Origin of the sequence: Paraburkholderia bannensis NBRC 103871 (assembly GCF_000685015.1) — a bacterium.
Lineage (GTDB): Bacteria > Pseudomonadota > Gammaproteobacteria > Burkholderiales > Burkholderiaceae > Paraburkholderia > Paraburkholderia bannensis.
In genome coordinates this window covers 27,323-39,927 of sequence record NZ_BAYA01000027.1, presented here as the reverse complement: position 1 = coordinate 39,927, position 12,605 = coordinate 27,323, and the positions used below count along the sequence as shown (strand labels likewise).

The following is a 12,605-nucleotide window of genomic DNA, read 5'->3' as shown; positions in this document are numbered from 1 at the left end:
GCCGCGCCAGTCTCGATGTCACGCTGCAACGCTTGCGGAACCGACGAACGCCGGAAACATGAAGGCGATGACCGACGCCGCCAATCGAACTGGCGCGCCGCGGCGTGCCGTATCATTCGCGTTCGCGCAGTCCTCCCTATATCGCCATGACTCACTTCACCCCCTATAGCGCCCTCGCAGGCGGCCTGCTGATCGGGCTGTCCGCTGCCCTGCTGCTCTGGCTCAACGGCAGGATCGCGGGCATCAGCGGCATCGCGCGGCAGTTGATCTGGGGCGAGCGCCGCGACGCCGCCTGGCGCGCCGCATTCCTGCTCGGCCTGATTGCGGGCGCAGCGGCCTGCTACGCGCTCGCCCGCTCGCTCGGTCATGCCGATCTCGCGCCGCACGCTCGCACGGGTTTTCCGCCAGCACTTTTGATCTTCGCGGGCCTCGCGACCGGCTACGGCACCGCGCTCGCGCACGGCTGCACGAGCGGACACGGCGTGTGCGGGCTGGCGCGCCTCTCACGCCGCTCGGCGCTCGCCACGGCTGTGTTTCTCCTCACCGCAATCGTCACGACCTTCTTCGTGCGCCACGTACTCGGACTGCAATGAACGCCCTGAAACTGCTGACGAGCTTTGCGTGCGGCCTCCTCTTCGGCGGCGGCCTGGCGCTGTCGGGCATGACGCGCCCGCAAAAGGTACTGGGTTTTCTCGATGTGAGCGGCGCGTGGGACGGCAGCCTGCTGTTCGTGCTGGGCGGCGCGGTGACGGTGGCGACCCTCGCGTTTCATTTCATCCTGCGCCGCAGGAAGCCCGTGCTGGACGAGCGCTTTGCGCTGCCGAGCGCCACGGCCATCGACGGCAAGCTGATCGCGGGCGCGGCGATCTTCGGGATCGGCTGGGGCGCAGCGGGCTATTGCCCCGGCCCGGCCATTGCGCTGCTCGCGCAGCCGAATATCGAGGCGCTCTACTTCCTGCCTTCGATGATGGCCGGATGGTGGGTGTATCGATGGACGAGCGCGCGATAGGCGTCGCCATCGTCACCCTTACTCAAGCGGGATCTCCGGCACAAAGGGAAAGAGCAGCGGCGTGAAGCTGGAGTGGAAATAGCCGTGGCTCGCGTAGAGCGCGGCGCGCTCGGCCTGTTCGTGGGCGTCGGGATGGGCCGGTTCGGCGTGGCTACGGTCGCGCTTGAAGACACTCCAGAGGCGCTGGGCGATGAGTTGGGACATGACGATATCCTCGCGGGATGGCATATCGTCCAATCTAGTCATCGCCCGGGCCGCCGCCAAACAAGCATTTCTACGATGCTTAGCAGCTTGATCGACGCAGGCTTTACGCGCTCACGAGCGGCAGTGCGGGATCGGCGGCCCATTCCTGCAAGGAACCGTCGTAGATCGATACGTCGTCGTGCCCCGTCAAGGTGAACGCGAGCGCATCCACCGCAGCGGAAATTCCGCCGCCACAGTAGACGCAGACCTTCGCGCCCGCCGCCAGCGTGCCGAGCGCTTCGCGCAGCATCGGCGTGGCTGCGTAACGCCCCGTCGAATCGAGCAGCGTGCGCGCAGGCAGGTTCACGCTGCCGGGAATATGTCCGCGCCGCGCGTAGCGGCTTGCCGCCCTGCCCGCGAACAGATCCGCCGAAAGCGCGCAGACGAGCGTGGCGGACTGATCGCCTGCGACGATCGCTTCGACGTCGGCTCGGTCGGCCCACATGCCAGGACGCTCGCGCACCTCGATGACATCGGCAGGCTCCACGGCGGGTGCCGGGCCGCGTTCCACCGGCAGATTCGCGTCGCGCCACGCGCGCCAGCCGCCGTCGAGCACCCTCGCTTCGACGCCGATCCAGCGCAGCATCCACCAGAGCCGCGCGGCCCAGAAACCATCGCTGCGGTCGTAGACCACGACACGCGACACCGCGCCAACCCCAAGCGCCGCCAGCGCGCGCGCCAGGTCCGCCGGCGCGGGCCGCATGAATGAGAGCGCCTCGTGCGGCGCGCTCAATGCTGCGCTCAGGTCGGCGTGACGCGAGCCGGGCACGCGTTGTTCGAGCCAGCCGTCGTAACCGCTCGCGACCCGATAGTCGCCGTCGAAGCGCGGCGAAGGCAGTTCCACCTGCGCATCGAGCACCACCAGTCCTGGCGCGCCAAGGCTTGCGGCAAGCTCAACGGGATCGATCAGGATGCGGGCGCGCCGGGCCGCGTCGTCGTCATGCACATCGCTCATGTTTTGCTCTCCTTGCGGCGGCGCTCGCGCAGCCACGTCAACAGCCGTTGCCCCTCGTCCTGCTCGAACCAGCGCGCGTGCCCCAGCAGGTAGCCGTCGTAGGCGGCCACGACGCCCGCTTCGTCGCCCAGGATATCGTCGAAATACTCGACTTCGAGCAGCGCGAATTCCGTCTGGACAATGGGCAGCAGCGCGATCAGCGCCGCGTATTCGGCATCGCTCAGGGGCGCGAGCGATTCGTATCCGTCCAGCAGCGCGTCGATGTGTTCGTACTCCACCGTGCAGGCCGCCGGGGCCGCCAGCCAGTCGATGGCATTGCGCTCGATGGCGAGCGCGAGGTCGTAGACCGCGCAGGTGCGATCCGAAAGCCCGAAGTCGAGCACCGAGCGCACCTGCGCGCCCGGCGTCGCGTCAGTCCACAGCAGGTTCGAGGCGTGCCAGTCGCCATGCGTCCAGAGCGGGCGCAGCTCGGGCAGCAAGGGCGCGAGCCGTGCGTGCGCGGGGGCGATGGTTGCGGCGATATCGGCGCGCCAGTTGTGCTTCGCCAATGCGCGCGCCAGCCCCGGCTGGGCCTGCACCCACTGCTCCAGCGCCGTTTCGAGCGACGGCGAACCGATCACGCGAAAGCTCGACAGCAGCGGCTGCAACGCACGCGCGGGCGCATCGTAGTCCGCCGCAGCCCGATGCAGCCGCGCCAGCGTGCGCCCCGCCGAGCGCGCGTGGCTCGCGTCCAGGAACGGTTTCCACGACATCACGCCACGATAGGCGTCCATGCCTGGCGCCGCCGCGTGAAGCTCCCACGTCCAGTCATCGCGCGTGATTGCCGTGCGGCCCGCGCGATCGGCGAGCACATCGGCGACCGGCAGGCCACGGCTGCGCAGATGGGCGATAAAGGCATGCTCCTCCGCCAGCCCCGCCGCGCTGCGCAGGCGCACGTGATGGCGCTTCACGAACCACGCACGTCCATCGAGCGTATGCACCAGCACCGCCGCCGAAAACGGTCGCGGACTGTGCCACGCGATCTTCGCGAGCGGCGCGAGACCATCGTAGTCCGCCAGCAGGCGCTCGACTTCATCGCGCGTGATGAGCGGCCAGTCGCGCTCGGTTTTCTCGCCGTCGACGGTGAATTGCGGCGGCGCGTGTCCGCTGTCGTGCGGGTTATCGTGTTTCATCGGTTGAATTGCTTCATCGGCCATCAGACGCGGCTCTCAGAGGCAGCGTAAGGCGCATCTTCGCGGGCGGCACGCAGCGCGCGCGACCAGTCGCGCCAGCCCAGCGCCGCGAGCACCACGAACAGCGCGTACAGGCCCGACGTGAGGTACAGCCCCTTGACGACGTACATGCCGACGTAAATCACGTCGACGACGATCCACAGCGTCCATGACGCGATATAGCGCCGTCCCGTCCAGTATTGCGCGACGAGGCTGAAAGCGGTCAGCGCGGCATCGACCCTGGGCAGCGCCGCATCGGTGTAACGGGCCATCGCCGCGCCAAGCAGCACGCTTATCACGACCGCAGCGAGCAGATCCGGCGCAAGCCGCGCGAACGTCACGTCGCCGGCCGGCACGACCGGCTTGGCGTCGCCTGCAACCGGCGCGCGTCGCTGCGCATACCAGCGCTGCCAGCCGTAGACCTGGAGTACGGCGAACGCGCCTTGCAAGAGCGCATCGGAATACAGCTTCGCGTCGAAGAAAATCCAGCCGTAGAGCGCGACCGAAGCCAGGCCAATCGGCCAGCACAGCATCTTGCGGCGCGCCGTGAGCCAGATGGCCAGCGCGCTCACGATAACGCCGACGATTTCGAGTGCAGACATGATGGGTAGAAGTTTCCTTGTCGTGTACGGGCGGCTTTATTGTGCCGATCGGCTTGCGTCGTCGGGCAGGAACGCGTTCGTGAACGCGTGCGCGCTCTGCGTAGCGTCGCGCAGCACGCCGTGTGCGCCAAGCCACTGCGCGTAGGGATGCATGAGCGCATCGCGCTGCACGCCCCATTGCCCCTCGTGAGTCCACGTCGAGGCGATCAGCGGCAGCGAGCGCGTCAGCAGCGCGCGCGGGAAGTACGGAATCACGCGCTCCAGCGACGGCAGCGCGCGCGCCGGTTCCTGCGCCACCGCCAGATAACCGCGCCGCGCCGCCGCCAGGAAGCCGCGTACGACTTCGCCGCGCGTCTCCAGCGTGTCCTCGTGCGCGCCGAGCAGGTAGCTATGATAGGCGGGCGCCCCGATCTCATCGACGGGCCAGATGCGGCGCTGCGCATCAGGCACGCCCGTTTGCAGCAGCGTGTCCCACGCCCAGTAGCTGCCGAACGACGCATCGGCTTCGCCGTCAAGAAAGCTTTCCGGCGGGAGTTCGCGCACGCCGCTATCGACGATGGCGACGGCGTCCGGATCGCCGCCGTCGTGCGCCACGAGGTGACGCACCATCGCGAGGCCGCGCGGCGTCGGGTTCAGCGCGAGACGGCGGCCCGCGAGGTCGCGCGGGCGCTCGATGCCCGTCGCGGCCACGGTCTGGATCGTCTCCAGCGCGCGGTGGTTGATCGCCGCAATGCCAACGAGCGGGCGGCCCGCCTCGCGCTGCACGAACAGCCGGTTGCTGGGAAACACGCCGAAGTCCACCTCGTGACGCGCGAGATGCGCCAGCGCGTCGCCGCGCGCCGGATCGGGCACGACGATTTCCACGTCGAGTCCCGCTTGCGCGAACCAGCCTTCGTCGCGGGCCAGATAGAAACCCGCGGCATTCGTCCACGGGTGGAAGTATTCGAGCATCAGGGTGATACGGGTCATGCCGGGTTCTCCACGGATCAGGTCAGGCCAGGCCCGCTCAGAAGTCGTACGTCACGGACAGGCGCGCCGTGCGCGGCGCACCCAGGAACAGATAGGCGTCGCCCTGCTGCTCGCCCGCATCGCGCCAGTAATAGCGGTTGAAGAGGTTATCGACCCACAGGCGCACCACCGTGCGGTGGCCGGCGATCTTCGTCGTGTAGCGCGCGCCCGCGTTGACCACGATCCAGCCCGGCACGCGCGCCGTGCCTTCTTCGTTGGCGTTGCGGCTCGAACTGTATTCGAGGCCGCCCAGCAGGTCGAAGCCCGGCAGGCCCGGCACGGCCCAGTCCGCGTTGAGGGCTGCGTGCAGCGCCGGAACGTTGATCACCTGATGCCCTTCGTAAGCGGGCGTGCCGGAATCGTAGGCCCGCGCGCGGATCGCGGCGACGCTGGCCGTCACCGACACCCGCTCGCTCACGCGCCCCGATGCCGACAATTCGATGCCGTCGTGGCGCTCCGTGCCGTGCTGCACGAAGGTGTAGCCCGACTCCGACGCATCGGGCTGCGCGTATTCGAACGGCTTGGTGATCGAAAAGACCGCGGCCGTGAGGCTCAAACGGTTCGCCCAGTCGTATTTCGCGCCAATCTCGTACTGATGCGACTCCACCGGCGGCAGGAACGAATAGGCATTGCTCGCCCGCACCGGAGCCTGATCGCCGAGCGACAGATCCTTGCTGTACGACGCGTAGATCGACAGCGGCTCGAATGGCTTGTAGACCAGCGCGACCTGCGGCAGCAGCGCCGATTTGTCGGTGCCGGTCTCGGGGCCGTCCTGGCTCGTCCAGGCCTTCTGGCGCAGGAACACGGCACGGCCGCCCGCCAGCACCTGCCAGTGGTCGCCCAGGCTCACGCGGTCAGTGGCGAACAGCGAGTACTGCCACGCGTCGAGCTGCGGAAACGAGACGCTGGGCGAATTGGGCGACGGCGAGAAGGTCTCGTCCGGGCCGTAGATGTTTTCGCTGCCCACGTAGTCATAGACGGGATCGGACAGATGCACCACGCGATGCAGCGCGCTCGTGCCGAACAGCACGTCGTGGCGCAGCGCGCCGGTGGTGAACTTGCCGTCGACGGCGGCGCGCATTTCGTCGTTGCGCCGGTACTCGCCGGGGCTGCGGTAGTCGTAGACGTCGTAGTCGCCGTTCGCGCCGAAGAAGTACGGCGACGTGCTGCCCGCGCTGCAACTCGCCGCGTAATAGCAGCCATACACAAACGCGACGTTATCGTCGATCATCGTGCGGCTGCGCCCCGCCGACACATACGCGCGCCAGTTGTCGTTGAACGCGTAGTCGAAGCGGCCATTGATGTAGAGCGCATCCGTGGTCAAGGGTTTGGCCCAGGACTGCGCGCCCAGCAGCTTCGACGACGACACCGCCGACGGCACCACCGTGCCGCCCAGCAATTGATAGCCCGATGCCGAGCGCTGGATCCACTGCTGGAATTCGGCGTTCAGTTGCAGGCTGGCCTGCGGGTTGATGTTCCAGTCCGCTGCAATCGAGCCGAAGCTGCGACGACCGTTGGTGCCGTCGATATACGAATGCATGTTCTCTTTCGCGGCGTTCACGCGCAGGCCGAACTGATCGTCGGGGCCGAAGCGCCGCCCGAGATCCACCGCCGCCGAAGTCGAGCCGCGGCTGTCGACGCCCGCCGTGACGCTCGCCACGTTCTCGGGCCGCTTGTTCACGTAGTTGACCACGCCGCCCGGCGCGATCACGCCGCTGTCGATGCCCGCCAGACCCTTGAGGATCTCCACGCGCTCCTTGTTTTCCAGCGCGACGTTCTGCTCGCCCGACAGCGTGAGGCCGTCCAGGCGATAGGCGCTGGCCGGGTCGAGTGCGAAGCCGCGAATCGAAAACCCTTCGTAGTAGCCCACCGGCGCGTAGTCGTTGTTCACCGACGCGTCGTTGCGCACCACGTCGCTCAGGCGTTTGGCCTGCTGGTCGTCGAGCTGGGCGCGCGTGACGACCGTGATCGAAGCCGGCGTGTCACGCAGCGGCGCGTTGTCATAACCCGCGACCGACGCGGTGCGCGCACGCCAGCCGTTGCCGTTCGCGCCGTTGACCGTGACCGTCGGCAAGACCTGGGCGTCGCTGGCGGCCGTTGCAGATGCGGTTGCAGATGCCGTTGCGGTTGTGGACGCCGCATCGGCTGCAGCACTTGCGGCCTGTTCCGCCGCCATTGCCAGTGGATGCAGCGCCATCAAGCTCAAACCCAGACTCATTCCCACCGGACGCGCAAAAGCGCCCGCCCTGCCACGCGGCGCGACGGCTCCGCGTGTTCCCCCCGACAATTTTTTCATTTAATACCTGCAAGTAGATCCGCCCTTGAACGAGCGACGGCGCCGTTGCGTTGACACGGTTTTCAACGTGTCCGCATACGGATTTTCGAATAACTAAATCACGTCATTCCATATATGAATTACATGGCACTCCGACGTAAAACCGCCCGCTATACTGCGCGAAACCGAATTCGAACATAGCCGCGCCGCGCGGTCTAATGACATGTTTTCCAGGCGGTGATAACTCGCGGATATGAACTTCCATTTACTCAAGTCCTTTGTCACGCTCGCAGACTCGCTGCATTTTGGTTTTGCGTCGCAGACGCTCAATCTCTCCCAGCCCGCGCTGACCAAACAGATCAAGCGCCTCGAAGACGACCTCGGCGCGCCGCTGTTTCGACGCGACCGTCACGGCACCGAACTCACCGTGCTGGGCCGCTATTTTCTCGGCGAAGCGCGTCCCCTTGTCGAGCAGGCCGAACGCGTTTTCTCGCAGGGCAAGCGGGCCGCGCGCGGCGAAGTCGGCCGCCTCGCGATCGGCTATAGCTTTTCGACGGTGGAAACGGTGTCGCGCGTGCTGCCGCGCTTTCGCGAGCGCTTTCCCGAGGTCGAGGTCGCGCTGCATGATCTGTCGTCGGCGGAACAGATGGAAAGGCTGCTCGAAGGCAGCCTTCAGGCGGGTTTCGTGCGTCTGCCGGTGCAACCCGGGCTTGCGCACCGGCGCATCCTCTCCGACCGGCTTGCGCTGGTCGTCCCGCGCGCGCTGGCGGGCACGATTACGGGCTTCGACATCGACGCCTTGCAGACGCTGCCGTTCCTGATGCTGCAACGCTCGCGCGCGCCGGGCCTGCACGATCACATCGTGCGTTTTTGCGCGTCGCGCCGCTTTGAGCCGCGCTTCGTGCAGCATGCGAACGAGTCGCTCACCATCCTCTCGCTGGTCGGCGCGGGGCTGGGGGTGTCGATTATGCACGAATCGGCGTTGCACTCGCCCGGCGAGAAGGTCGTGTGCCTGCCGATCAAGGACGCCGACGCGCGCTGGGACGTCGGCTTGACGTGGCGCCAGGCGGACATCGAAGCGGGCATCGATTCGATCGTGGCGAATTTCGTGGCGCTACTGCCGCACGCAGAGACTGACGAAGCGAACAAAAGAGCGAACCACGACGCGAACTACAAAGCACTCAGTCCAGCCCTGTAGCACTGCCCAGCGCGCCGACGCGCACCGCACGGATTCTTCGTCGACGGAGCCAGTCGCCCAGCGCGGCAGCCAGCGCGCCGCCCAGCAGGCCGAGTATCAGGATCAGCGCTTCGGCAAACGCGTGACGCCATGCGAGCAGCCCGCCATGCGCCTTCGCACCGTCAAGGAACAGCCCGATCCCCCACGACATGCCAATGGACGACGCCAGCCGTTGCGATAGCTGGAAAAAGCCTGCGGCCGTGCCGCGCCCCTCGCCCGCGCCGACTTCCGCGAGCGCCATCGCCTGATTCGGCGCGTGAATCAGGCCACCGGATGCACCCAGCAGCAAGCCGGGCAGCGGATACAGCAGCAAGATCCCCATCGCCGGCAACAGCAGCACGCCAGCGCCGAGCAAGACGAGCGCCGCCATATAAGCCGCGATCGCCACGACGACGCCCATGCGGCCAAAGCGCGCCGCGAAGCGCCAGCTACGCGCGGACGACACCATCATGCCCAGGGCGGGCGCAATCGACAGCAGCGCAAACAGGAGCGGCCCGGTTTTCAGGCCGTCGAGAAAGAACAGCGTCGTGACCATGCCGAAGGTAGTGCCGCCCGCGAACTGAAACATCGCGACGAGCGTGCCCAGCACATAACCCGGCGAGCCAGTTAATCCGGCGCCGAGAATCGGCGAGCCGCCGCGCCGCTGATAATGCCGCTCCCACAGCAGGAACAGCGCGGCCGTGCCAACGGCTGCGAGCAGCGAGGTGCGCGCCGATAGCAGCGTATCGGCCTGTTGCAGCGTCGCCAACATCGAAAACAGCGTCACGGCGCTCAGCAAAACGAGCCCCATGCCATCGACAGAAAATCTCCCGGCCGACGCGCGGCCGTGCGGCAAATGCCGCAAAGCCAGATAGAAAATCACGACGCCGAATGGCACGTTGACGAGAAACATCAGCCGCCAGCCCACTTCTGCGGGCGTGAGCGCGAGGATCAAGCCTCCCAGCACGGGCCCAGCCAGCCCCGCCAGTCCGCCCGCGGACGCATAGCGCCCGAGCGCCCGCGCCTGGCTGTCGCCGCGAAACAGATCCTGGATCAGCCCGAGCACCTGCGTGTTGATCATGCCCGCGCCCACGCCCTGCAACAGGCGCGCGACGATGAGCACCGGCGCCGTTCCCGCCAGCCCGCCCACGAGGCTAAAGCCGCTAAACATCGCGAGGCCGACGAGAAACAGCAGGCGCCGCCCGATCAGGTCGCCCAGCCGCCCCGCAGGCACGAGCGCGATACCAAATGCGATCGAATAGACGGATACGATCAGTTGTAGCTCATCGGGCGACGCGTGCAGGCTGTCGCGCAGGCGCGGCAACGCCAGGCCGAAGATCGTCTGGTCGAGCAGCGTCGTGAAGCCCATCGCCACGCAAATGCCTAACACAGGCCGCGCGTGATGGGTCTCGAATCCGGCCTCCGGCGCTCTACCTGGACTTTCACTCGCCCTCATGAAGCAGCGCGTTCACGCACGTGCGTGTCCTCATCGTCGATATCGTGTTCGGTCGGTTCGTACTTCACGAGCGCGAGAAAGCCGATGGGAATGATCGCCGCCAGCGCCACGACCCAGAACATATCGGTGCCCAGGCGCGCATTGAGGATCGGCAATACAAAGAGCGCTACCGCACTGCCAATGCCCGACAATGCGCGCCCAAAACCGAGACCCGTGCCGCGAATCGAAGTCGGATAGGAAAGCGCCGGATAAATCATCATCTGCGCACCTGGGCCAAAGCCTTCCGCAAACAGCCACGCGCCCAGACCCGCGAGCGCAATGCCGATTCCCAGCGCCGTTTGCGGATGCCCCAGCAGCGCCAGCGCGACGAGCGCCACGAATTGCAGCGCAAAACCCGCTAGCGCAACATGGCGCGAAGGCCGCGTATGCGCGAGCCGCATGCCGAGCAGGCCGCCCGTCAATGCGAACAACACGTTGAGCGCAAGCGACGCCGAGATCGTTTCGAACACGCCCGCGCCGAGAAACTGCGAAAGAATCGTCGGCAGGAAAAACGCAATCGCCGTGTATTCGAATGGAATGCACAGATTCATTACGCTCGCGACAATTGTGCGGGCCAGATAAGGTCGCTGGAACAGCACGCGAAAACTCACGGGCGGCTGACTGGGCGCGTGGCCTGGCGCAGGCGCGACATCGGCTTTATGTGCATGGATCCCATACGATTCGCGCAGGATGCGCACGGCGTCGTCGAGCTTGCCCTGGTTCGCGGCCCACAGCGGCGATTCGTTCATGAAGCGGCTGCGCACCGCGATGATGATGAGCGCAGGCACCGCGCCGAAAATCAGCGAAGCGCGCCACAGCCATCCGGCGTGCTCCTGCGGGAGCAGAAAATACAGCGCAAACACGATCAGGAAGCACACCGACGACGCCGCGTACCACATCGGGCACCACGCCGCGAGGCGCGATGCCTTGTTGCCGCTGCCCTGGAATTTGGAGAACTCGGAAAGAAACGCCATCGCGACGGGCAGATCGATGCCCACGCCCAGCCCCATGACGAAGCGCGCCGCGATCAGCACCCACACGTTGGGCGCCAGTCCTGCGGCAATAGCGGCCACCACGAAGAACAGCATGTCGGCCATGAAGACCTGATAGCGGCCGATGCGATCGGTAAACCAGCCGCCCACCAGGCTGCCCAGAATCGTGCCGATCATGATGGACGACGTGACGAAGCCGGTTAGCGCGGGCGTCAGGTTGAACTCGCGCACGACGTCCTGAATGCCATAGGACAACGTGGTCAGGTCGTAAGCATCGAGAAATACGCCGCCGAGCGCGAGCAGCACGATCACGCGCGCGTGGCTCGTGCGCGCGGTGCTGGCGTTGATGAGGCGCGACACGTCGCTGGCGGAGCGAACCGGCGCAGAATGATGCGCCGAAGCGGACGCAGAAGCAGACGCCGAAGCGGCCGCTTCGATATCGAGAGTGCTCAAGATTTTCCCCTGTATGACGGCAAGAACAGCGTGCAGTTATACGAGGGCGATTCATCCAGCACAACGAACGAGTTTTCGAATCCTTATCGACAGCGCGGGAATGTTGGACTTTAGGCTCAGAACGGCGCGTCGCCTTCAATCGTCGTGCGATAGAGCCTGCGGCGCAGATGGTTGGGCGTGCCCGCCGCGAGATGCATCAGCGAGCGGTTGTCCCAGAACACCATGTCGTGTTCGCGCCAGATATGCCGGTAGACAAACTCCTCGCGAACGCTGTGCGCGAAGAGTTCATCGAGCAACGCGCGGCTTTCGTCGTCGGGTAAATCGACAATGCGCGTGGTGAAATGCTCGCTGACGAACAGCGCCTTGCGGCCCGTTTCCGGGTGCGTGCGCACCACCGGATGCACGACCGGCTTGACCTGCGCGACCTGCTCCGAAGAAAGATTGGGCCGCCACGGACTGCGCGCCTGGAGTTCGGCGTAGCGCGCGAGATAGGTGTGCTCGGCACGCCGCCCTTCGACTGCGCGGCGCAGGTGCGCGGGCAAGCTGTCCCACGCCAGATGCATGTTGGCGAACAGCGTATCGCCGCCCTCCTGCGGCAATTCCTGTGCATGCAGCATCGAGCCGAGACTCGGCTTTTCCTTGTATGAGAGATCCGAATGCCAGAAATGGCCCGCATCGCCCAGGCCCACCGGCTTGCCGTTCTCGACGATGTTCGAGACGATCAGCACCTCCGGATGACCGGGCAGCGCGAACTGATGCAGCACGTGAATCTGTAGCGGGCCAAAACGCCGCGAAAATGCAATCTGCTGTTCCGGCGTGATGCGCTGGTCGCGAAAGACCAGCACGTGGTGATCGAGGTGCGCGCGATGCAGACGCGCGAAATCCTCTCTGCCAAGCGGTTGCGCGAGATCGAGGCCGATGACTTCCGCGCCCAGCGGCGCGTCGAGCGCGCGGATATCGAAGTGCTGCCGCGCGGGTTGAGCGTCCTGAACCTCTTGAACCTCTCGAACCTCAAGTTCGTGCGAATGGGCGGTCGTCGTCACGCGAATTGCCTTAAGAGTGCCAAAGCGTTCAATTTACGTGCGCCCATCCACGCCGACAACGAAGCAAATTCGATACGTTTATCCAATCGAGTCATAAAGCCGC

General features: G+C 66.0%; 12 protein-coding genes. 3 read left to right on the top strand and 9 right to left on the bottom strand.

Translation table 11 applies throughout. The features are described 5' to 3' along the window. Window positions 1-146 precede the first annotated feature (146 nt). Both BBA01S_RS30025 and BBA01S_RS30020 read left to right on the top strand, forming a co-directional pair. The gene (locus BBA01S_RS30025; RefSeq protein ID WP_027819681.1) at window positions 147-593 is read left to right on the top strand and encodes a YeeE/YedE family protein; all 447 of its coding nucleotides are present in this window, start codon (window positions 147-149) and stop codon (window positions 591-593) included. Further along, window positions 590-1,009, top strand: coding sequence for a DUF6691 family protein (locus BBA01S_RS30020; protein WP_042298122.1), 420 nt, complete (start codon window positions 590-592; stop codon window positions 1,007-1,009). Before BBA01S_RS30025 ends, BBA01S_RS30020 begins: the two co-directional genes overlap by 4 nt. Before the next feature lie 18 nt (window positions 1,010-1,027). Here BBA01S_RS30020 and BBA01S_RS30015 read toward each other — a convergent pair whose 3' ends face one another. The 6 genes from BBA01S_RS30015 to BBA01S_RS29990 all read right to left on the bottom strand — a co-directional run bounded on the left by BBA01S_RS30015 (window position 1,028) and on the right by BBA01S_RS29990 (window position 7,246). Next, on the bottom strand, window positions 1,028-1,213 hold the full coding sequence (locus BBA01S_RS30015) for a hypothetical protein (protein ID WP_156966132.1): 186 nt from the start codon (window positions 1,211-1,213) through the stop codon (window positions 1,028-1,030). Window positions 1,214-1,316: 103 nt separating this feature from the next. Next, on the bottom strand, window positions 1,317-2,207 hold the full coding sequence (locus BBA01S_RS30010; RefSeq protein WP_042298121.1) for a sulfurtransferase: 891 nt from the start codon (window positions 2,205-2,207) through the stop codon (window positions 1,317-1,319). Continuing rightward, a complete protein-coding gene (locus BBA01S_RS30005; protein WP_027819677.1) occupies window positions 2,204-3,379 on the bottom strand; it encodes a phosphotransferase enzyme family protein in 1,176 nt (391 codons plus the stop codon). The genes BBA01S_RS30010 and BBA01S_RS30005 overlap by 4 nt, the downstream gene beginning before the upstream one ends. Before the next feature lie 23 nt (window positions 3,380-3,402). After that, window positions 3,403-4,020 carry a nicotinamide riboside transporter PnuC gene (gene pnuC, locus BBA01S_RS30000; RefSeq protein ID WP_027819676.1) on the bottom strand — a complete coding sequence of 206 codons (618 nt, stop codon included), beginning with the start codon at window positions 4,018-4,020 and terminating at the stop codon, window positions 3,403-3,405. Between the two features lie 36 nt (window positions 4,021-4,056). Next, the gene (locus BBA01S_RS29995; RefSeq protein ID WP_027819675.1) at window positions 4,057-4,989 is read right to left on the bottom strand and encodes an ABC transporter substrate-binding protein; all 933 of its coding nucleotides are present in this window, start codon (window positions 4,987-4,989) and stop codon (window positions 4,057-4,059) included. 37 nt (window positions 4,990-5,026) lie between these two features. Continuing rightward, window positions 5,027-7,246, bottom strand: coding sequence for a TonB-dependent siderophore receptor (locus BBA01S_RS29990; protein ID WP_156966131.1), 2,220 nt, complete (start codon window positions 7,244-7,246; stop codon window positions 5,027-5,029). Window positions 7,247-7,556: 310 nt separating this feature from the next. Here BBA01S_RS29990 and BBA01S_RS43360 point away from each other — a divergent pair, with 310 nt between their 5' ends. Next, window positions 7,557-8,501 carry a LysR family transcriptional regulator gene (locus BBA01S_RS43360; RefSeq protein WP_052391948.1) on the top strand — a complete coding sequence of 315 codons (945 nt, stop codon included), beginning with the start codon at window positions 7,557-7,559 and terminating at the stop codon, window positions 8,499-8,501. On the opposite strand, the gene BBA01S_RS43355 is transcribed toward BBA01S_RS43360, so the two are convergent. From BBA01S_RS43355 to BBA01S_RS29970, 3 genes are all read right to left on the bottom strand, one after another. After that, window positions 8,485-9,909: an MFS transporter gene (locus tag BBA01S_RS43355; RefSeq protein WP_245641628.1), complete on the bottom strand. Its 1,425-nt coding sequence runs from the start codon at window positions 9,907-9,909 to the stop codon at window positions 8,485-8,487. The genes BBA01S_RS43360 and BBA01S_RS43355 overlap by 17 nt on opposite strands. A gap of 62 nt (window positions 9,910-9,971) precedes the next feature. Continuing rightward, the gene (locus tag BBA01S_RS43350) at window positions 9,972-11,474 is read right to left on the bottom strand and encodes an MFS transporter (protein WP_084162639.1); all 1,503 of its coding nucleotides are present in this window, start codon (window positions 11,472-11,474) and stop codon (window positions 9,972-9,974) included. 101 nt (window positions 11,475-11,575) lie between these two features. Then, window positions 11,576-12,415, bottom strand: coding sequence for a TauD/TfdA dioxygenase family protein (locus tag BBA01S_RS29970; RefSeq protein WP_027819673.1), 840 nt, complete (start codon window positions 12,413-12,415; stop codon window positions 11,576-11,578). Window positions 12,416-12,605: the final 190 nt, after the last annotated feature.